Origin of the sequence: Gordonibacter faecis (assembly GCF_030077735.1) — a bacterium.
Taxonomy (GTDB): domain Bacteria; phylum Actinomycetota; class Coriobacteriia; order Coriobacteriales; family Eggerthellaceae; genus Gordonibacter; species Gordonibacter faecis.
In genome coordinates this window covers 206,774-226,789 of sequence record NZ_JASJEU010000022.1, presented here as the reverse complement: position 1 = coordinate 226,789, position 20,016 = coordinate 206,774, and the positions used below count along the sequence as shown (strand labels likewise).

Annotated in this window: 17 protein-coding genes, 1 tRNA gene and 1 riboswitch; of the genes, 11 read left to right on the top strand and 7 right to left on the bottom strand. The window is 59.4% G+C overall.

Annotated elements, in window-relative coordinates:
- Positions 1–16 precede the first annotated feature (16 nt).
- The gene (locus QNJ86_RS11685; RefSeq protein ID WP_283832806.1) at positions 17–529 is read left to right on the top strand and encodes a shikimate kinase; all 513 of its coding nucleotides are present in this window, start codon (positions 17–19) and stop codon (positions 527–529) included.
- A 190-nt stretch (positions 530–719) separates the two neighbouring features.
- Here QNJ86_RS11685 and QNJ86_RS11680 read toward each other — a convergent pair whose 3' ends face one another.
- Both QNJ86_RS11680 and QNJ86_RS11675 read right to left on the bottom strand, forming a co-directional pair.
- Positions 720–1,133, bottom strand: a complete 414-nt coding sequence (locus tag QNJ86_RS11680) for a hypothetical protein (RefSeq protein WP_283832805.1) — start codon at positions 1,131–1,133, stop codon at positions 720–722.
- A 56-nt stretch (positions 1,134–1,189) separates the two neighbouring features.
- Positions 1,190–1,996: a hypothetical protein gene (locus QNJ86_RS11675; RefSeq protein ID WP_283832804.1), complete on the bottom strand. Its 807-nt coding sequence runs from the start codon at positions 1,994–1,996 to the stop codon at positions 1,190–1,192.
- A 655-nt stretch (positions 1,997–2,651) separates the two neighbouring features.
- Positions 2,652–2,756, top strand: a riboswitch (glycine riboswitch).
- Positions 2,757–2,948: 192 nt separating this feature from the next.
- Between QNJ86_RS11675 and QNJ86_RS11670 the strand changes: the two genes are divergently transcribed.
- A complete protein-coding gene (locus QNJ86_RS11670; protein WP_283832803.1) occupies positions 2,949–4,478 on the top strand; it encodes an alanine/glycine:cation symporter family protein in 1,530 nt (509 codons plus the stop codon).
- Positions 4,479–4,512: 34 nt separating this feature from the next.
- Complete coding sequence (locus QNJ86_RS11665) at positions 4,513–5,223, top strand: ATP-binding protein (RefSeq protein ID WP_347278127.1); 711 nt, start codon at positions 4,513–4,515, stop codon at positions 5,221–5,223.
- Positions 5,224–5,450: 227 nt separating this feature from the next.
- Here QNJ86_RS11665 and QNJ86_RS11660 read toward each other — a convergent pair whose 3' ends face one another.
- Positions 5,451–5,891: a MarR family winged helix-turn-helix transcriptional regulator gene (locus QNJ86_RS11660; protein WP_283832802.1), complete on the bottom strand. Its 441-nt coding sequence runs from the start codon at positions 5,889–5,891 to the stop codon at positions 5,451–5,453.
- A 696-nt stretch (positions 5,892–6,587) separates the two neighbouring features.
- Here QNJ86_RS11660 and QNJ86_RS11655 point away from each other — a divergent pair.
- The 6 genes from QNJ86_RS11655 (at position 6,588) to QNJ86_RS11630 (ending at position 13,682) form a co-directional block, all read left to right on the top strand.
- Positions 6,588–9,497: a molybdopterin-containing oxidoreductase family protein gene (locus tag QNJ86_RS11655; protein WP_283832801.1), complete on the top strand. Its 2,910-nt coding sequence runs from the start codon at positions 6,588–6,590 to the stop codon at positions 9,495–9,497.
- A gap of 1 nt (position 9,498) precedes the next feature.
- Positions 9,499–10,071, top strand: a complete 573-nt coding sequence (locus QNJ86_RS11650) for a 4Fe-4S dicluster domain-containing protein (protein WP_283832800.1) — start codon at positions 9,499–9,501, stop codon at positions 10,069–10,071.
- 2 nt (positions 10,072–10,073) lie between these two features.
- Positions 10,074–10,940, top strand: a complete 867-nt coding sequence (locus QNJ86_RS11645) for a dimethyl sulfoxide reductase anchor subunit family protein (protein WP_283832799.1) — start codon at positions 10,074–10,076, stop codon at positions 10,938–10,940.
- 305 nt (positions 10,941–11,245) lie between these two features.
- Positions 11,246–11,923 (top strand): TorD/DmsD family molecular chaperone, encoded by a 678-nt coding sequence (locus QNJ86_RS11640; RefSeq protein WP_283832798.1) that lies wholly within the window; start codon positions 11,246–11,248, stop codon positions 11,921–11,923.
- A gap of 48 nt (positions 11,924–11,971) precedes the next feature.
- Positions 11,972–12,727, top strand: a complete 756-nt coding sequence (locus QNJ86_RS11635; protein ID WP_420052748.1) for a 4Fe-4S dicluster domain-containing protein — start codon at positions 11,972–11,974, stop codon at positions 12,725–12,727.
- Positions 12,714–13,682 (top strand): 4Fe-4S binding protein, encoded by a 969-nt coding sequence (locus QNJ86_RS11630; protein WP_283832796.1) that lies wholly within the window; start codon positions 12,714–12,716, stop codon positions 13,680–13,682. The genes QNJ86_RS11635 and QNJ86_RS11630 overlap by 14 nt, the downstream gene beginning before the upstream one ends.
- Before the next feature lie 274 nt (positions 13,683–13,956).
- Here the strand turns inward: QNJ86_RS11630 and QNJ86_RS11625 are convergent, their stop codons facing one another.
- A complete protein-coding gene (locus QNJ86_RS11625) occupies positions 13,957–14,253 on the bottom strand; it encodes a hypothetical protein (RefSeq protein ID WP_283832795.1) in 297 nt (98 codons plus the stop codon).
- A gap of 313 nt (positions 14,254–14,566) precedes the next feature.
- Between QNJ86_RS11625 and QNJ86_RS11620 the strand changes: the two genes are divergently transcribed.
- Positions 14,567–14,815 carry a hypothetical protein gene (locus QNJ86_RS11620; RefSeq protein WP_283832794.1) on the top strand — a complete coding sequence of 83 codons (249 nt, stop codon included), beginning with the start codon at positions 14,567–14,569 and terminating at the stop codon, positions 14,813–14,815.
- 43 nt (positions 14,816–14,858) lie between these two features.
- Here the strand turns inward: QNJ86_RS11620 and QNJ86_RS11615 are convergent, their stop codons facing one another.
- Positions 14,859–16,523, bottom strand: coding sequence for a helix-turn-helix transcriptional regulator (locus QNJ86_RS11615; protein ID WP_283832793.1), 1,665 nt, complete (start codon positions 16,521–16,523; stop codon positions 14,859–14,861).
- A gap of 335 nt (positions 16,524–16,858) precedes the next feature.
- On the opposite strand from QNJ86_RS11615, the gene QNJ86_RS11610 reads away from it, so the two are divergent.
- On the top strand, positions 16,859–18,616 hold the full coding sequence (locus tag QNJ86_RS11610; RefSeq protein ID WP_283832792.1) for an FAD-binding protein: 1,758 nt from the start codon (positions 16,859–16,861) through the stop codon (positions 18,614–18,616).
- A gap of 155 nt (positions 18,617–18,771) precedes the next feature.
- On the opposite strand, the gene QNJ86_RS11605 is transcribed toward QNJ86_RS11610, so the two are convergent.
- Entirely contained in the window at positions 18,772–19,485 is a 714-nt protein-coding gene (locus QNJ86_RS11605) for a hypothetical protein (RefSeq protein ID WP_283832791.1), read from the bottom strand.
- Between the two features lie 314 nt (positions 19,486–19,799).
- Positions 19,800–19,875: transfer RNA gene (locus QNJ86_RS11600), tRNA-Arg, on the bottom strand.
- Positions 19,876–20,016: the final 141 nt, after the last annotated feature.

The window sequence follows — 20,016 nt, the reverse complement described above, 5'->3', positions numbered from 1 at the left end:
AGTTCAAGGAGGCATCATGGAGCAAGAGCGGAACAACGTTGTCCTCATTGGTATGCCCGGCGCGGGTAAGTCCACCCTGGGCATTGTGTTGGCGAAGATTCTCAACAAGGACTTCATGGACGCCGACCTGGTCATTCAGAACCAGTGCGACAAAACGCTGCAGAAGCTCATTGACGCGTGCGGCCCCGAGGGCTTCATTCAGGTGGAAAACGAAATTCTGCGCGACATTCAGGCCGACAACTCTATCATTGCCACGGGTGGTTCGGCCGTGTACTCCGATGAGGCCATGAAGCACCTCGCCGAGATTGGCCGCGTGGTATACCTGCAGATTTCCTACGACGAACTGGTGAGCCGCCTGCATGACTTGCAGGAGCGCGGCGTGGTGCTGAAGGGCGGCATCGGCATGAGCCTGCGCGACCTCTACGACGAGCGCAAGCCGCTGTACGAAAAGTATGCCGAGATCACCGTCAACGTTGACGACCTGTCCATAACCGCCGCCGCCCGCAAAGTAGCCGACGCCCTGCGCTAGGGGAGAAAAGCCTTTTTCGGGCACTCCGTAGGGCAAGGGCTCTGCCCTTGCCGCTCAGTCAGAATAAACCTGCCAGGTCAAACGTAGTTATCGGCAAAGGCAGAGTCCTTGCCCTACAGTCAACCTGGCAGGTGAGGGGCTTTTGTTGCAGTCCCCTCTTACGCTTCACGACCGTTAATCAGCCGTCATTCTAAAGGTCTACTTCCCTTACATACGGTGCAACTTTTTCAATAGCCGCTTGTACGGCTTCCGCCGGGTCATCCACTTCAACCAAGTCGTTGATAATTTCTATCAGGGCCTCTTCGGAAAGATCAGGATTAAGTTCTTTATCGTTATGGGCGAGAATCCACTTGAAAGCACGGGTGCCAGTGGACTTATTTCCATCCGTAAAGATGTGGCCAGAGCCAATCAGGTGGGCAAAGACAATGCCGATGCTCGTAGTGTCATTTATATCGTCGATGTAATAATCAAATGCCGCATTATTGAGACTGACAATATCGTCGAGATCTTCATCTTTAAACACTTCTCCTGTTCCATCTTGGGTCAGGCGATTCATGTTGATGAGATCATCCCTGGTGGGAGTTGTTACTGTTGTTCTGGGCATAGCGCCCTCCCTTCCTGTTTCAAAATGTATGTGATAGTTGGTGACTTCGGAAGAATCTACACAGCCAGAACTTCTTCAACGGAGGTCATGGCGTTAAGCTGTTCATCTATCTGCTGCTTTGCCTCAATCATCTCCGGTGTTACAAAATTCGGTAACGTATCGTTTTCGTTACCTGATTCCCAAGCGTTCAGCACCGTGTCGGGTGAGGTATCGCTGTCATCGAGCATTTTCCAACAAGCCCTCAGCTCCTTGATGAAGTCCATCACCTCTTCGAGAGGAGGATTTTCCTGACCAGGCTTTTGCATCATGTCGACAACGCAGTGCAACAGAAAGTCAATGCCTACCTTCTTGTGGTCCACAATAGATTTGGCCATGGTGTAAACAAAGATGTTCTCGACATCCTTTGACAGCACGCCTTTCGAAGTGAAGGTGTATTTGTAGGCCATCACGTCGACGCGCACGATAGAATAATTCTCGGGATATACGAAGAACATCTTTTCCTGGGTTTCGCCAATGGAGGTGTCGCCGATAAGTCCGCTAAGCGCGGTTTTGACGATTTTTTGGAAACCATCTTTCACGCCACTTGAACCTTTGAAGAAATCATCGACCGCCTCGCCGATGGCCGCGTTGCACCCGTTCGAAATATTGACATGCTGGGAATTCCGATACTCGAAAGCGCGGTCGCCCACAATTTCAAGCTGCCCCATGGCTTCCTTGTTGCTCAACATCACCTTGAGTTGAGTTTCGAACGTTTCCGCTTTTGAGCGGGCCATTTTCTGCAAGAAGGTGAACTGCTCGCGCAGCTTCGCCTCCTCCTCGGTCTTACCGGTAAGGTCGTCGATAAGTTTACTGATTTTAGCCATGCTCCATCCTTTCAATCATGATCCGGATGGGAGCTCCCTTGTTCTGCATTGTAATGTGAGGCCCCCCCCCCTCTGTCAAGACCCAAAAGTGAGAAACTTCATCAGCAATCAAAAAAGTTTGCACGAAAAACGAACGCACTGTTTCACGTGAAACAGTGCGTGTAAAAGCGAAGGGGCTGTACCAAGAGTTCCTTCCCGCGTCATAAAAGTGTGACGCGCTATCGCGCTAGCTATTACGTCACAAGGCAGCTGCCTTCCCGACCACTATGACGCGGGCTCATCCATGTATCATAAACCTAACTAAAAACGAAGCGCCCTCTCCGCCGAAGGCGGAGAACCCAACCCTGACCTGCGTTTTCGCGCTTTGCGAAGGGGGTTCAATTCATCGCGAAGCGCCCTATAGAGGTTGTACCACTTGTAAGTTGACGCCTTCAAGTCAGTCAACCCGCGTCGTAAGGCAAGGGACGCGAGAAAACTCCTGGCCTAATAGCCAGCGCGCTAGCGCGTCACACTTTTGTCTCGTGCGGCGATGCTCGCCGATTGCCGTCGATCTGTCACGAAATTGTTAACTTTTCCTGAATTCTCTGCTACACTGTGCGGCTGTGCATAGCGTCACCCCGTTGAGGCTCCCTGGATCTACATGAGACAGGGCGCGTTAGGGGCCTCTGGAGAATCCCGGTTACGGGTGCCGAAGGGGCAAGGCGCGCCGCCTTGCTGCGGCGTTGTCGAAACTCTCAGGCCAAAGGACAGAGCAAAGCTACCCGCTTGTCGCGCGCACGCGATACCTGTCGCTGCGCCCGCGTCCTTCCCGTGCACCCCGTGTATTTTCCACCCGCCTTCTTTCGCGCACCCTTTGGGGCAAGCTTTGCGCGTGCGCTGTGTTGTGCACCCCGTGTTATACGAGGTCAGCGGCTTGCGCATCATCTGCTGTCATGCGAAGGAGGAACGAGAAGTGGAAGGGTTTTTCGGTGTCATAAACGATGCGCTTGTCGCTATCGATGACTTCATCTGGGGCATTCCCCTGATGGTGCTCATCCTGTTCGGCGGCATTTTGCTGACGGTACGCCTGCGTGGCGTGCAGTTCCGTCAGCTGCCGCGCGCGCTGCGCTACATGATTAAGAACGAGACGGGCGGCGAGGGCGAAGTCACCAGCTTCGGCGCGCTGTGCACCGCGCTGTCAGCCACCATCGGTACGGGCAACATCGTGGGCGTGGCTACGGCCATCGTCACCGGCGGCCCCGGCGCGCTGTTTTGGATGTGGCTGGCCGCGCTGTTCGGCATGGCGACCAAGTTCTCCGAGGGCCTGCTGGCGGTGAAGTTTCGCAGCATCGACAAGAAAACCGGCCACGTGCTAGGCGGCCCGTTCTACTATATTGAGCGCGGCATGGGCATGAAGTGGCGTTGGCTGGCGAAGATTTTCGCGTTCTTCGGCATGTGTGTGGGCCTGTTTGGTATTGGTACGTTTACGCAGGTCAACTCCATTTCGACGGCTATCACCGGGTTCTTTGACCCCGAGAAGAACATCACGGTGAACCTGTTGGGCATGGATTACTCCATCTTCACCGTCATTGGCTCGCTGGTGCTGGCCGTGCTGGTGGGCCTGGTGGTCATCGGCGGCTTAAAGCGCATCGCGAAGGTGAGCGAGCGCGTGATCCCCGCCATGGTGGTGCTGTATGTGGGCTTCTCGCTGGTGCTTATTTGCACGAACCTTGATAAGGTGCCGGCGGCGTTTGTCACCATCTTCCAGAGCGCGTTTGGCCTGCAAGCGGCCGCGGGCGGCATGCTTGGCGCCATCATTGTGGCCATGCAGAAGGGTATCGCGCGCGGTATTTTCTCGAACGAGGCGGGTCTGGGTTCTGCGCCTATTGCCGCGGCGGCTGCGCAGACGAAGGAGCCGGTGCGCCAGGGCCTCGTGTCCATGACCGGCACGTTCTTGGACACCATCGTGGTGTGCACGATGACGGGCCTCGCGCTGGTGATGACTGGTGCGTACCAGATTCCCGGGCTTGAGGGCGCGGCCGTGACCACCGCTGCGTTCCAGGCGGGCCTGCCGTTCATTCCGGGCCAGGTGGTATCGTTTGTGCTGATGGCGTGCTTGGTGCTGTTCGGCTTCACCACTATTCTGGGTTGGGATTACTACGGCGAGCGCTGCCTTGAGTACTTCAGCAACGGCAGCATGAAAGCCGTGAAGGTGTACCGCTGGCTCTACATTGCTGCTGTGTTCATTGGCCCTTACATGACCGTGGCTGCGGTGTGGACCATCGCCGACATCTTTAACGGCCTGATGGCACTGCCGAACATGGTGGCCCTTATCGCGCTGTCCGGCGTGGTGGTGAAGGAAACGCGCGACTACTTCGACCGCCTCAAAGCCGCCGGCACCGAGGACGCCATGGCGCCTCACCTCCCCGGCGACAACTGGGACATCCCGCCCATCGACCCCCTGAACACCCCCGACAGCGAACTAGGCACCGCCCGCGGATAACGAACGCAGATTACGAACGCAGATAACGTAGCGGATAACGAACGCGGATAACGAATTCGCCAAACGGAGTCAACGCCTTAACAACGACAACAAAAATTCGCGCGAACGAAAAAACGACGCAATTAAAAAGAATACGCAACAAAAACGCCGAGCCTCCCAGGCCCGGCGTCGCAAGCCTGCGCTGCTGCGCGCGTTGTTTGAACTGGGCGCATTGTATTCAGGACAGGAAATTTCTTACCGGAAAATTATCGGACAACTTGACGACAAGGGGAACACCGACACCATCACGCACTACCTTGATCTCCTGTCGCAGGCTGGTCTTTTGTCGGGTTTGAAGAAGTATTCGGACAAGTTGCTTGAAGCAAAAACCAGTTCTCCGCGCTTGCTTGTCCACGACACCTCGCTCATGGTTGCAACTTCAGGGGAAGATCGCGCCGCCCTTATGGAGGACCCGGATCGGCGCGGTCATCTGGTCGAAAGCGCGGTAGGCGCGTACCTACTTGCGCGCAGCCGCAAGGAACATTTCGATTTGTACTGGTGGCGAGACGGCACGGCCGAAGTGGACTTCGTTATCAAAAAGGGGAAGAAGCGCACCGCCCTGGAAGTAAAAAGCGGCCGCCCCAAACGCACAAAAGGCCTCGGCGAATTCGTGAGTCGCTTCCCTGGAACCTATAGCCTCATCATCGGCTCGAAAGATTTCCCCATCGAAGATTTCCTGTTGGGGAAGGTGCCGCTCTTTCAATAACAAATGCCGTGAGGCTGTAACAAAAAGTCCCGCACATCACAAAAGTGTGAAGCGCCCCTACAGAGGTAACCTTTTTAGCTAGGTTTATCGTACATGAATGAGCCCTCGCCATAGTGGTGAGGAGGGCAACCACCTCGTGGCGTAATCAATAGCGCGAGGCGCGTCACAATTTTGTGAAGCGGGGTTGTGGCCCCGTCGCGCCAAAAGAGAATCCGCCGCGTCGGGCGTTAGCTTCCTGTGATGTTGTCGGCGTTCTTTTTGAGGGCGGCAAGAACGGTGACGAAAGTGTCGATGTCCTTCTGATCGATGCCTTCTACCAGGCGATTTGCTGTGTCGGCAGTGAGCGGCAGCACCACGCGAATAAGTTCGCGCGCCTTGTCGGTAATGCTGACCACGTGGGCGCGGCGGTCGCTTTGATGCTTGTTGCGCACCACGAGGCCTTTGCGCTCCAGCGTGTCCAGGTAGCGCGTGATAGTGGCTTGCTCCTTGCGCGTGCGGTCGGCCAGTTCCTTCTGTGACAGTTCGCCAGCTTGATCCAACTGGTTAATAAGGTTCCATTGACCAGGGGTGAGGTCGTAGGGCTTGAGGGTGGCCTCCAACGACCGGGTGATACACCGCTGCGCGTCGTACACGAGGAAGCCTATCAGGCGGTTGTGCTTGCTTTCCACAGCGGATCCCTTCTGCAGTGCGGTGGGCGGCGCGAAGCGTCGCCGCGCATGGTGTCTGTCGATATCGAGCGATGAGGCGCGGGGCTATCGCGCGCAGACAGCGGTCTCGTTCTCTCGCGATACACGAAACCACATGCCGCGCGGCCGCGTCAAGAAGCCGGTTGCTGTTCGGTTGAATCTCCGTCTTCGCTGCCAGGGTAGGGCGTTCGGGCGAAAGAGCAAGGGAGGTGCGCCGTTGTTTCCCGAGATGAGGAAGTGGTTTGAGATGAAGTGCTGCGGGAAGGCGAAGCGCCCGCGAATGTGCGCGTAAGCAGTACCAAGTGCACTATCTCCCCATTTCAACACTATTTTTTCATTAGATAATCAAAAGTTGTTGCACTAATAGTTGTGCACAATATAATTAGCTATGCAAGTAAATTGCTGCAAGGAGGAGAGGGAAGCGCGCGAGGGGCGCGCAACCGGGGGAGTTACAAGGTGCGGCGACGCACGGGGTAGGTACGCAGAATGCGCATCCCAAGCGCCACACGCACGCCGCCAGCTGGCAAAGGGATCGCACGCACATTGCGCCCGCGAACCCCGACAATGCGCCGCACCAACGTCGCGGCCCGCCTGCATTCCCCACCTGCGCATCGCTCGCGCGCCTTCCCCTTCTCCCCAGGCAACACTTGTCAACAAGAGGCAAAAGGAGGAGGAGAGATGTCACTTAAGATGAGCCGCCGAGGCTTCGTGAAGGCTTCGGCCGTCGCGACCGCCTCGTCGCTGCTGCTGGGTTCGCAGGCCGCCACGGCTTTCGCGGACGACGCAGCAAACGGCGCGAAGGCGACCTCGTCCGACGACGTGAAAATCATCCCGAGCGCATGCCGCCAGTGCTATGGCCGCTGCGCGCTGTTCGGGCACGTCAAGGACGGACGCCTGATGAAGATCGAGGGCAACCCCGACCTGTTCAGCGAAGGCACCCTGTGCGGGCGCTGCTTCGCCATTCCGCAGGAGCTGTACAACCCGCTGCGCGTGCGCTACCCGCAAAAGCGCGTGGGCGAGAAGGGCTCCGGCCAGTGGAAGCGCATCACCTGGGAAGAAGCCTACGAAGAGGCGCGCGACCGCTTCACCGAAATCGGCGAGAAGTACGGGTGGCACACCATTGCCCACCAGTACGGCACCGGCCGCGACATGCTGCAGTTCCAGGCCATCAACAAACTGTGGCTTGAGCTGGGCTCCACGGCCACGTTCGGCGTGGGCAACCTGTGCTGGGTAGGCTCGTACTTCACCAGCCAGCGCCTGTACGGCGATGAAACGCAGTACACCGGCTGGGACGGCAATAACACGGACTGCATCCTTATTTGGTGCCGTCAGGAGCGCAGCCGCGGCTACTACGACTGGCTCACTGTGAAGCGCGCGCAGGAGCGTGGCGCGAAGGTGATCTGCGTCGATCCGCGCTACACCTGCACGGCCAGCAAGGCCGACATCTGGCTGCCCATCCGTCCGGGTTCGGACATGGCGCTGGTGCTGGCGTTCATCAACGAGATCATCCACTCGGACAAGTGCGCCACGGACTTCGCGCGTTTCTACACCAACGCCCCGTTCTTCATCGACGAAGAGGGCACGGGTTACCAGCTGCGCGAATCCATGATTAAAGAAGGCGGCAACGAAGAGCTGTACCCCGCGTGGGATGAAGCGCATGACCAGCTGATTTTCTGGTCGGGCGACTGGCAGAACGCGAAGGGCGTGGGCGGTCCGAAGGCCTTCAAGTGGCTGGACGAAGCCGGCAACATTGTGGAAGACGCAAAGCCCGCGCTGTCCGGCACGCGTGAAATCAACGGCAAGAAGTACCGCACGAGCTGGGACATTCTGGTGGAGCACGTCACCCCGTGGACCATCGAGCGTGCCGCCGAATTCTGCGAACTGGACGAAGGTAAAATCCGCGAGGCCATCACCGCCTACATCGACGCCAGCCCGCACGCGTGCTTCACGCGCGGCCAGAAGGTGGAATTCTCCATCAACACTTCCGGCATCTCGCAGGCGTTCACCATCATGATGGCGCTGGCCGGCAACTTCGACTCGAAGGGCGGCCAGAACATCGGCCGCGAGCCCGCCACCGGCTACGACTCCTTCATGTTCGACGTCGTGCCGAACAAGGAAGGCCGCATGGGCAAGCGCCGCAAGGAAACGGCCATGAACATCAAGAAGCTGTCCGTGTGCCAGAACACCGGCTACCAGCAGATTCTTGTGGCCGACGATGCCACCGGCGAGTTGAAGGAAACCACGCAGAACTCCGGCGGCCAGGTCATCTACGGCCAGCAGGGCGGCTTCGGCGCGGCAACCACGAAGGCTATGGCGCAGGGCGACCCCTTCCAGATTCACGGCTACTGGCAGCAGACCTCCGAACCCATCCTGTCCATTGAGGGTGGCAAGGAAATCATCGAGGGCTTCAAGAACCTGGACTTCTTCGTGAACGTGGACATTTACATGACCCCCTCGGGCGAGCTCGCCGACATCATTTTGCCGGCCGCGCACCCCAACGAGGTTGACCGCGTGGAGTGGGCGCACTCCGGCCACGGCTACCCGACCAGCCACACCTACCTCATTCGTCAGCCGTTCCACGAGCCGCTGGGCGAGTGCAAGGATGACATGGACATTTGCTTCGAATTCGCGAAGTACATGGACGTGGATATGTACTGGAAGGACAAGTACGAGTTCTTCGATTACATGGTGAAGGGCCCCGAGACTCTGCCGCCGCAGCTGTCGTGCGCGAGCTTCGAGGACTTCCGCGAGCGCATCAGTGTGACCGGCGTGGAAATGGCCACCGTGAAGCAGGCACCGAAGTACGAGACGGGCTTCATGCGCAAGACGAGCGACTTCCGCCCCGGCTTCAACACCATGTATCGCGGCAACAAGATGGGCAGCGTGTACCGCTTCCCCGGCACCAAGACGCCGGACGGCAAGGTTATCCCTGGTCACCCGCAGTCTGACAACGGCAAGATGGAAATGTGGTCGGAGGACCTGCTGCTGTACGGCAACGGCCCGCTGCCCATGTACATCGAGCCGCCTATCACGAAGCTGTCGCGCCCCGACCTGCTGGAAGACTATCCCTACACGCTGATCACGGGCGGCCGCAGCCACGCGTTCTTCCACACCGAGTACCGCAACTCGCCGTGGATGCGCGAGGTGCACATGTTCCCGACGGTGGACATCAACCCCGCCACCGCCGCCGAACACGGCATTGAGCAGGACGATTGGGTGTGGATTCAGACCTACGTCGACAAGATTCGCCAGCGCGCGAACCTGACTGAGGCCATCAAACCCGGCATGATTCACGTCGAGCACGACTGGTGGTTCCCCGAGCGCGAGGCCACCGACGACTTGCACGGCGCGCTGGACTCGAACTGCAACATTCTGTTCGAGAACAACGGTCCCTACGACCCCGCTGTGGGCACCGACAACTTCGGCGGCCTGTGCAAGATCTACAAGGCCGAAGAGGGTGCGCCCGACAACATTTGCATGAACGAAGAGGACTTGAAGATTTTCTTGCCAATGAGCGCCGACGCGATTGCTGCGGACGATCAGCAGAACGGCGTCACGCAAGTGACCGTGAAGGGAGGTGTGGCGTAGCATGACGCGCAACATTATTGCAATCGATCTGGATAGCTGCATCGGCTGCCACTCCTGCGCCGTGGTATGCAAGCAGGAGAACAACGTTGGCCTGGGCACCTACTACAACAAGGTGCTGACCGTGGGCCCGTCCGGCACGTACCCTGACCTGGAGATGTACTACCTGCCCGTGGCGTGCCAGCACTGCGACAACCCCGAGTGCGTAAGCGTGTGCCCCACCGGCGCGTCCTACAAGCGCGACGACGGCGTGGTGCTGGTTGACCACTCCAAGTGCATCGGCTGCCAGTACTGCGTCATGGCCTGCCCGTACGGCGTGCGTACGTACGACGAGGCCAAGGACAAGGGCGTCATCGAGAAGTGCACGATGTGCGCGCACCTCATCGACAAGGGCGACAAGCCGGCGTGTGTGAAACACTGCCCCGGTCAGGCCCGCCTGTTCGGCGATATGGACGACCCCGAGTCCGACGTGTCGAAGATGATTGCCAAGAAGAAGACCTACAAGCTGAAGGACGTGGGGAACCATCCCGGCGTGACCTACGGCTTGGACAAGTGCACCTGGAAAGGGGATGAGTAAGCATGGATATTCAGTGGCCCCTTCTTATCTTTAGTGTGCTGTTGGGTGTGACCTCGGGATGCTTTGTGTTCCTGGGCGTGGGCGAGATCAAGGGCAAGTTCAAGGACGTACGATTCCTGGGCGCTCTGATTGCGTTTGTATGCTTGGCTGTGGGCGGTTGCGTGTCGGTGCTACACATGGGGCACCCGGAGCGCGCGACGCACCTGCTGGGTAACCTGGGCTCTGGCCTGTCGAAAGAGCTGTTCACCGTGGCCATCATGGGCATTGTGTCTTTGGTGTACCTCGTGTTGGCGAAGAAGGACTACCCGGGCGCTTCCAAGGTGTTTGGCATCATCGGTGCCGTGTTGGGCCTGGTGCTTCCCGTGGTGGCTGGCGCATCGTACCTGATTGCTGCCCGTCCCGCATGGGATAGCTTCACGTTGCCGCTCATGTTCTTGGGCAGTGGTCTGGGCATTGGCATGACGCTGATGGCGGCCCTCGTGGTGCTGCGCGGCAAGGCCGACGAAGCCGCGTTCGCGGTGAAGCTGGCGCTGGTGGGCGTTGTTGCCATGGTGGTGCTGTCGCTGGCCTACGTCGCGTGGATTGCGATGGCTCCGTACCAGGCAGAATCGCGCTCCATCGGGCGTTTGATCTCGGGCGACTTGGCGCTGGCATTCTGGCTGGGCGTGGTTGTGGTAGGCCTGGCCCTGCCGGTTGCGCTGACGCTGGTGGCGATGAAGTCGGTGGGGAAGAGCACCGAGCTTTCGGCACCGAAGAACCTGGCTGGTTATTTGTTCGCGGCGTGCGCGTGCTCTGTGGTGGGTGCGGTGGTTCTGCGCATCATCATGTACGGCGTGGGCACAAGCGTCGAGCAGTTTATTTACCGGTAGGCTGTGTACGGGCAGGTTGATTGCAGCGTGCGGTCAACCTGCCCGGAACCGGAGAAGCGGGGCACGGCGCTCGGGCAGTCCTGAGGTCGCACGAACAGCCCACTGGGCTGTTCGGCTCCTGCGGAATCTCGCGGCGCACCCCGCTTCTTCGGTTCCTTAGTTAAATACAATGTGTAAAAAGTACGTCGGGCGCGCCCCGTGGCGGAACGCAGTTCTCCCTCCCGATTGCGTTCCGCTACGGGGGACGGCCGATGACGAATGCCGCGCAGCTTGAGTTGTGGCGGATGATGCGAAGGAGTACATGAATGACTGAGACGATGCCTGCCGAGTTGGCGGAGAACCTGATTGAGTTTTGCGAGAATCGCGAGCGCGTTTACCTGCTGCTGTCGCGCTGCTTCGAGACTGAGATTGACGCGAACTTTGCGGCCGACCTGGTGTCGCGTGCGGAGCTTCAGTCTGACGACAAAGCGCTTGTTCAGGGGTTCACGGCCTTGAAGGCTGACCTCGCGGACTGCGATGAAGCGAAGTTGGAGCAGTTGGCGGTGGTGTTCAACCGCGTGTTCTTCGGTATGGGACCGCGTTCGGCGCAGAAGGCGTTTCCGTATGAGTCGGTGTACACGAGTGAGGGCGGCCTCATGATGCAGGACGCCTATAGCCAGGTCCTGGGCTTGTACCGAGAGGCTCAGTTCGCGAAAAACCCTGACTTCAAGGAGCCGGAAGATCATCTGGCCGTTGAGCTGGCGTTTTTGGCGAAGCTGTGCGAGCGCGCCGTGGAGGCGCTGCGTGCCGGCGATGAGAACGCGGCTGAGGCGTCGCTGCGCGATCAACTGTCGTTTGTGCGCGAGCACCTGTTGAACTGGGTGCCGCTGTTCGCGAAGGACATGCGCGCGGCTGCCGAGGGTGGGTTCTACGAGCACCTGGCCAACTTTACCGAGGCCTACCTGCAGGCCGATGCCGAGGCCGTGGCCGAGGTTGTGGAATAGGACGTTTCGCGGAACGTTCGCGAACGTAATTATGAGGGGATGATAGAGGTGGCGGAAGAGATCACGCGGCGAGGGTTTCTGGCTGCGGGGGCCGTGGGCGCAGCGCTGGTGGGCGTCGGCGGGTTTGGTGCGGTGACGGGACAGGCTGATCAGGCGTTTGTGCGCCCGCCGGGAACGACGTCGAACGTCAAGCTGGTGGCAGCGTGCAACCGCTGTGACCGCTGCCTGCAAGCGTGTCCCTATGGCATCATCACGCCGGCGCCCCTGTCCGAAAGCATTGTGGCCTACGGCACGCCGACGCTCGCGTTCGCAAATGGTTTTTGCGACTTCTGCATGAAGTGTGTGGATGCGTGTCCCACGGGCGCGCTATCTTACGGCGGCGAAGCCGAGCGCGACTTGGGCGTTGCCGTAGTAGTGAAGGATGCGTGCGTGGCCTGGGATTGGGCTGGCTGCACGGTGTGCAAGGATGAATGCCCTGTTGAAGGAGCTATCACGTTGGATGATCATGATCGCCCCGTGGTGCACCCGGATTTCTGCGACGGCTGTGGCAAGTGCGAGCAGGTGTGCCCCTCGGCGTCGCTGCGCGCCTATGACGCCAGCGTGGCCGAGAAGGGCATCGTGGTGGTGTCGCGTGCGAGCGAGGCTGCGCAGCTGCTAGGTGCGGTGATGAGTGCCGAACTTGAAGCCGGGCGCACTGCGCCCGCCGCGCAACCAGTCGCGCCGCACAGCAAGGGTATTCATCCGGACGGGCCTGACAACACGCGCTCGGCCGAGGGCAAGGGGGCGTTGCATGAAAACGCGTAACAAGACCATCCGCATTCTTGTGGCCACGGCCGTGCTCGTGGCGGCAGTGGTGTGCGCGCATCTGGGCGGCGGCGCGGCCATCGGCACGTTGTGTGCGCTCTGTCCCGTCGGGTTCACCCAGATAGCAGCCGCGTCGGGCAGTATTCCATGGCAACTGCTTCCCGGCGTGCTGGTGGTGCTGGTTGTAGTGTTTCTGCTGGGTCGCGCCTTCTGCTCATGGGTGTGCCCTTCGCAACTGTTGAAGAACATCTTTGGTGGTCACACGCCCCGCGGCATTCTTGGTCGCAGTGGCAAGGATGTGGAAGGTGAAGATGCTCTGGCGAAAGCGGCGATTGCTGAGGGAAGTGCGGACGCCAACGCGAGTGGTTCCGCTGCTGTTGCCGCTCCGGCCAAAACTGCCGGTTGCGCCTCGTGCGCGGGCGAAACGGTTAGCCTGAAAACGCAAGGCATTGTGTTGGCCGTGCTTTTGGTGGTGTCGTTCGCCGTGAAGTTCCCCGTGTTCTGTCTGCTGTGCCCCATTGGCTTGGTGTTCGGTACGCTGTGGGCGCTCAACCGTGTGTTTGTGCTGCTGCAGCCCGGTTGGGAACTCATCATCTTCCCGCTCATGTTGCTGGCGGAGTTGTTCCTGTTCAAGCGTTGGTGTTCGGCCGTGTGCCCGCTCGGTTTCTTCTTCGGTCTCATGGGTAAACTGCGCGCTAAGCTGGGCTTCGGCGTGCGTCCGCAGGCGAACTGCGCAACGTGCATCTCGCGCGAGGGCTGTCACACCTGTTCCACCGTCTGCCCCGAGGACATTAACGTGGCAAACCCTGCAAAAGCAACCCTGGAGTCCTGCACATTCTGCCTCGACTGCGTAGAAAACTGCCCCACCAAGTCAATCTCCCTCAAACTAACCGACCCCAAACAAACCTCCACCCCCAACCCCACCCCCGAAGAGGAGCCCGAACTAGTAGCCTAACCCCAACCCCAAAATCCAAACCCTCCCCACTGGCGGCCCCCACAGGCCGCCGGTGTTTCATAACTAGGTAATTTGAGGAAAAGAACGTCTGAAAAGGCTAGTACTTTTTCGGTTTAGAAGAATGATTTTAGGCATTCGCGTACGGCGCGCATGAATTCTTGGTGGTGGGCTGCGCTTTCGATGAAGGTAGGGTTGCGTGCTTCGAGGTCGAGCGCTCGTGGTTGCTCCATAGCGACAACCCCGTACGAGTTACACGTATGGGGAAGCACACTGGCTATGCATTTTTATTTTGTTTCCGCGCCGTTGCTTCTTGCCTCTCCTGCCGAAGAATTGCCAAATATCTCTCTACTTCCTCGGTGAGGCTGGAGGCTTTTGTTGACGCATCCTCGGCGGTTGCAAGTAAAACATTCACTTGTCCGCGGATATAGTCATCGCATTCCGCGTCATCGTGCCCTAATGCCGTTCGTACGCACCTGAGCCCCTGAGCAACATCCTCTGTCTCGTCCGTCAGCATCCCCAACTTATCCGCAAATCTCACAGACGCGCGCACATACTTTCTCCCCTTCGCCATGCTATACTCCTTTCGGTTTCCCGGCGCTGAGCTTTTTCTGGGGCGTACAGCGCCGGGGGCTTTTGACCCTCGCTTTATGCGGGGTCTTTTTGATTGTTCTAGAAAGGTTTTGTGTGTTAGGTGATAGAACTGCGGCGCTCGCCTGTAATCCTCCCAAGCGTCCACGGAGTGCCAGCAACCTTTCGATAGGTCAATACTACTCTAAAAGGTATGCATATTCACTAGCGTACTTATCAGATACATGATACCTACACAAATTGATACATATACACTTTATGGTATATTGCATCGTGTAACGATAGGAGATACAAGTATGGATGCTTACAGCGCAGTGCGGGCGATGAGCAAAGATAGCGGCATTACCCTTTATGCCATAAGCAAGGCACTTGGCAAAAGTGCGAACTACATTAACAATGGTGCCAGCCGAGGCAGCGTACCGCGCTGCGATACCATGGCCCGCATGGCTGACGTGTGCGGCTACAAGCTGGCACTGGTACCCGCCGACGAACTGACAAAGAGAGCTCTCGTTATTGATTCATCAGATGATAAGGAAGCACGCTAGACAGAGTCTTAACGCAGCAGGTTGAGGTTCTCATACTTGAACCTTACTTGTCCAAGCCATAGTGGGTTTTTACTTCATCAAGCGTGAACGTTTCAAGCTTGCCCGCGCGATAGGTCGTGGCGTCGCGCAGAATTCCAGCGTGATTGGTCGCTTCACTCTCTACCAAATCTATGAGTTCTTGTTGGGAGTGGACGTCTAGTTTGGCGTAGATGTGTTTGATGTGGCTCTTTACGGTGTTGCGCGAGATGACGTAGTGCTCCATGATGAAAGTGCCGTTGCGGCCGCGGGCCAGCATGGAGAAGATTTCTGTTTCGCGTTCGGTGAGGCCGTGCTGCGCACCCAAAACAGCACAGCACTCTTCGATGCTGGGCGTGTGAGACCTTTGAGGGATCGCTTGATCTTCGCTCGATTGACCGGGGGAATCTGCGGCTTCCGTACTCGCAACGTGCGCGTCTGCCTTCACGGCGACACCTTCCGCAGTTTCCTTTCCCGCAGCACTGGTCCCTTCGGCCACGCCCGCCATGCCGCGGATGGTGCCCGAGAAGCTGAACTTCCTGAAACCCACCCACAGAAGCGCCACAAACAGAAACAGCGCCACGGCGGCAATAAGCTCAGCGGCTTGCTGGTTCGCACCCACGAAGCCATTGGACGTGTGACCTGCGATAGCGCCGAGATTCGTACCCAGCGCACCGCACGCTCGGATGAGCGCAAACGTGGGCAACAGCGCGAACACATTGCGTCGCCCCACTGCGGCAATGACCATCCACACCAGCATGCTGAACCCGTCGTTGCCACATCTCAACAGCGTGTTTGCCGAGGGCAGCCCCGTTGAGAAGGTGAACGGCGCTAGCAAAAATCCTGCAATCACCAGCAGTACCGCGCATGAAAACAGCGTATCTTCCTTGTCTCCGTCGCGGCCAAAGATAGCCCACAGCGCCAACGCGACGGTAAGCAACGCGGAGAAGTCGCTGGTCACCGGCGCATGTCCCACCTCATTGATGGTGAGTGCGTAGCCGGATGCCACGCTGAACAAAAACGCGCACAGAAACAGCGCGTGCGTGGGCGCAAAAAACGACTCGGGGTTCGCCACTTCAAGGTCGAACGGGGGCGCACCTCGGCGCACTGCGTCAAGCACGTCGGAACTACGCCGGTAAAGAAGCGCTACGACAAGTACCGGAAAAGCCACGTGCAGCGCAATAGCAATCTGCCAGTTGGGCGTGGGCGCCAGCATGGCCACAATGCCGCCAAGCGCAATGCCGCCCGCAGCAGCCACAGCCGCTTCTTTCGCCGAGCCGAGCGACCCAAGCGAACATGCAATCAGAGCCGCCGCCCACGTCTTGCCTGCCGTCGAAAACAACAACCCCACAACAGTAGCCGCCGGATCGGCAAAACGCACAGCTAACTCCAAAACGACAGCGGCGGTTGCCAAACACCCCAGCGCGCCCACGGTCATGATGCGCTTATCCAGCAGCGACGGCCAGCGCACAGCAACCACAAACAGCACAAAGAACAACGCTGCGCTACCGAACGTGTTGATTTCGCGCGCGATGCCACAGTAGGTTGCCACCTGCGAATACAGGCCTGCATTCAGCACGAACCCGCCGAACGTGGTCAGCGCAATAGTCACCGCAATGGCGGCTGCGCCTCCCACGCGGAGCGCACGTGTGTCGCTTCGCTGGTTCGCGCCAGCATGGGTGCTGTCGCTCATATCCCTCCCAAATTGTTCAGTTCCCCCTTACTGCATTGTACGCTACCGGACGCCTCCGCGCGAGGGGCGGGCGCATTCCTTGCCCTGTTGTTGAGTTTGCCTGCCTCTTACAACAGCGCCATGTGATCTGGGGTTTCTTACTGCGTCACCCCAGCGGGGGGAGCGCGCACGCAACGATTCTTTACGCAGAAACGCCCCACGTGGGGTGGTGTGGCGTGCCCTCTTTGCGCGCTACGATGCTTCGCGAGGGAGCGACCGCGCCCTCTTTCGCACGAGGCTCCGTGCCGCGTCGAAAGAGCGAAACGCCGTCGCAGAACATCTAAGGAGGATTCACTATGCAAACGAACACCACAGGCATCTCCCGCCGCAACTTTATTGGCGGCATGGCAGGCGCCGGCGCGCTGGCCGCGCTTGGCCTGGCCGGCTGCGCTCCGAAGGCGCAGGGCGAGGCGACTGGCGACACCAAGAAGGCCGACGGCGCTGCCGAGGGCCAGAACGCCGCAGCCGACTGGCTGGGCACCGCCCCTGAGATCGCCGAGAGCGACATCAAGGAAACGAAGGAGTGCGACCTGCTTATCGTCGGCGCTGGCAACGGTGGCATGGCCGCCGCCGCGTACGCCGCCGACAAGGGCGTCGACTTCATGATCTGCGAAAAGGGCGAGACCGTGGGTGCTACCCGTCACTGGTTCGCTGCAGTTGACACCCCGCCGTTCACCAGCCAGGGTGTCACCGTCGACCGCCAGCGTCTCATGGGTGAGATCGTGCGTTACTCGCAGGGCAACTGCGACCAGCGCCTCATCCGCATGTGGATGGACGAAAGCGCCGACATGTTCGCGTTCGTCGACGGCATCATGACGGCCGCGGGTGCGCGCGTCATCGCTGACGAATATGAGATGCCCGGCGGCATGGGCGGCACCCCCTACTACACCCCGCCGTTCGAGCATCACTACGGCGACGAAAAGGGCGGCCGCGACATCGAAGAGCGCAACAAGCTATTCGAACAGCACATTCAGAAGGCTGGCCACGAGGTCATGTACAAGCACGCGCTGGCCAAGCTGGTGCGCGAGGGCGACGGCACGGGCAGCGTGACGGGCGCCATCTTCGAAACCGGCGGCGGCTATGTGCAGATCAACGCCAAGAAGGGTGTGCTTCTAACCACGGGCGGCTACCCGGCGAACCCCGCCATGGTGCAGGCGCTGTCCCCCGTGACGGCGCAGAGCGTGACCGCGCTTGGCTACAACCAAAACGACACGGGCGACGGCATTAAGGCAGCCCTGTGGGCGGGCGCTGCGAAGGACCTCACGTCCGCGACGATGATCTTCGACCGCGGCCTGGTGGCTCCTGGTACGAAGGCGGGCTACACCGAGGAAAGCATCAAGGCCGGCGACCCGCAGTTCCCCAGCAATGGCCAGTTCAACCCCGGCACGCAGCCCTTCCTGAAGGTGAACCTGAACGGAGAGCGCTTCGCCAACGAGTCCGCCGACTACGACTACCTGCCGCACGCGGCAACGCAGCAGCCGGGCGGCGTGTACATTTCCGTGTGGGACTCCAACTTCGGCGACGACGTGCAGCGCTTCCACACGCTGGGCTGCTCGGCCGGCACGCGCATGGGCGTCCTGGGCGTGAAGAAGGAAGACGGTACGTACGACCTGGACAAATACTTCCAGAAACAGCTTGATGACGGCCGCCTGCAGAAGGCCGACACCATCGAGGAACTGGCTGACAAGTTGGGCTTCGAGGGCGATGCCAAGAAGAACTTCCTGGCTGAGGTGGAGCGCTACAACGAGCTCTTCGACATGCAGCAGGACCCGGACTTCGGCAAAGAGGCGTATCGCCTGTCCGCGCTGCGCAAGCCGCCGTACTACGGCGCAACGCTGGGCGGCACACTGCTGACCACCATCGATGGCGTGCGTATCAACCACGACTGCCAGGCCATCGACACCGAGGGCAACCCGATTGAGGGCCTATACGCCGCCGGCGACTGCTCCGGCAGCGTGTTCAGCGGCTGCTACCCCGACCAGCTTCACGGCTTCGCCTGCGGTCGCACGATGACCGAAGCCATCCACGTTGTGAAGCAGATGGCCACTGCGTAAGCGGCAACCGTTTCGACCTATTTCGCCTGCCCACGCGGCACGCAACACGCGACGCCCGGAGACTCCCCCTCCCTCCCCCGGGCGTCGCTTCGCGTTTAGAGGGCGCCTAGTGCGTTTGTGCTGGTTTTGCTGCCCTCGCTGTGTTCGTCTGCTTGTTACTTAGCCACGCTCCAGGGCTGGGCCCAAGCCTCCACGGTGGCGTATTCCGGCACACCGTAGCCGATAATGTCAAAAGCGGTGGTGCCGCCCGCCGATAGGTTGTCGGCAAAGCCCGTGTAGCCGCCCACGATGACACCATTCGCGTCACGCAAGAGGGCACTGACAGCAACCTGATTCATGTTGGTATCCTCAAGCAGACTGGTAATCTCACCCACGAAGTGCACCATGCCGTATCCGCTATCCTGGACATTAAGCCCGTCGATGCGGAACATTTCGATATTCGGGTCCGAATCCTGCCAGTTGCCGGAACCCACACTCACCTCAAACTCAACGGTAGCAGGAGGCGTACCGTGCCCCGCCTGACCACCCCAAGCAAGTTCCTGATCAGGTCGAATGCTCATGAGTACCTGCTCGTCGGAGGAAATGACGTTGCCGCTTTCATCCTTGCTCACAATTTTCACCGTGGGAAACAGCGCCCCCTGAGCACCTTCGTTCTTGATGATGACGCCATAGTGGATATAGCCCTGCTCATCTACCGACCAACCGGAATCCACCAGTGAGACTTTGTTCTCCTTCGGCTCCGGCGCCGTCTGCGTTTGTTTAGCGGGTGCGCCGCCGCCTTCAGTCGGTTGATCAGCCGGTTCGCTTGCACACCCCGCAAGAGTAGCAGCCAACAGCGCCGCCGCACCCAATGCAACAATCTTGTACACGATACCTCCTATCGCACGACCGCGCGTCCCACGCCCGGCCCATGTCAACTATTCAGCGCGCATCCCGCGCGCCCGGCCGCCCGCGCGACCATCCTCGCCCACCATACCGAACCGTCACCCACCCGTAGCTAAGCCCTCATCCCCTCGCAAAAACCGCACAAACATTGCGGGGGGGGGGGTAGTGGGGGCATTCGCCTCTCCCAGAAGAGTTAGGGACGATTCCTCCTGCGGTTGGCCGTGGATTGTCTTCCGTAGGGTTTTGGATAAGAATCAAACAGGCCACCAGTAGTATGCTGGTGGCCTGCGACTTTAGGTGGTGCCCCCGGCGCGATTCGAACGCGCGGCACCCGCTTTAGGAGAGCGGTGCTCTGTCCCCTGAGCTACGGAGGCGTGCTTGGTATTGTAGCATTCCCTTCTGCTTCGGGGAACGGGGTGCGCGTTCGCGTTCGCCTTCGTGCAGAAGGTTCGCATGGCGCAAGCGTCAGGTGCTGCGCCGATAGCGCTCCCCGGTGTGGTTTCTTATTTATTTGA

Coding starts and splice junctions, on each gene's coding strand:
- QNJ86_RS11620 (WP_283832794.1), top strand. CDS start 14,567: ATGGATGCTTACAGCGCAGTGCGGGCGATGAGCAAAGATAGCGGCATT.
- QNJ86_RS11685 (WP_283832806.1), top strand. CDS start 17: ATGGAGCAAGAGCGGAACAACGTTGTCCTCATTGGTATGCCCGGCGCG.
- QNJ86_RS11640 (WP_283832798.1), top strand. CDS start 11,246: ATGACTGAGACGATGCCTGCCGAGTTGGCGGAGAACCTGATTGAGTTT.
- QNJ86_RS11650 (WP_283832800.1), top strand. CDS start 9,499: ATGACGCGCAACATTATTGCAATCGATCTGGATAGCTGCATCGGCTGC.
- QNJ86_RS11630 (WP_283832796.1), top strand. CDS start 12,714: ATGAAAACGCGTAACAAGACCATCCGCATTCTTGTGGCCACGGCCGTG.
- QNJ86_RS11645 (WP_283832799.1), top strand. CDS start 10,074: ATGGATATTCAGTGGCCCCTTCTTATCTTTAGTGTGCTGTTGGGTGTG.
- QNJ86_RS11655 (WP_283832801.1), top strand. CDS start 6,588: ATGTCACTTAAGATGAGCCGCCGAGGCTTCGTGAAGGCTTCGGCCGTC.
- QNJ86_RS11625 (WP_283832795.1), bottom strand. CDS start 14,253: ATGGCGAAGGGGAGAAAGTATGTGCGCGCGTCTGTGAGATTTGCGGAT.
- QNJ86_RS11615 (WP_283832793.1), bottom strand. CDS start 16,523: ATGAGCGACAGCACCCATGCTGGCGCGAACCAGCGAAGCGACACACGT.
- QNJ86_RS11675 (WP_283832804.1), bottom strand. CDS start 1,996: ATGGCTAAAATCAGTAAACTTATCGACGACCTTACCGGTAAGACCGAG.
- QNJ86_RS11610 (WP_283832792.1), top strand. CDS start 16,859: ATGCAAACGAACACCACAGGCATCTCCCGCCGCAACTTTATTGGCGGC.
- QNJ86_RS11680 (WP_283832805.1), bottom strand. CDS start 1,133: ATGCCCAGAACAACAGTAACAACTCCCACCAGGGATGATCTCATCAAC.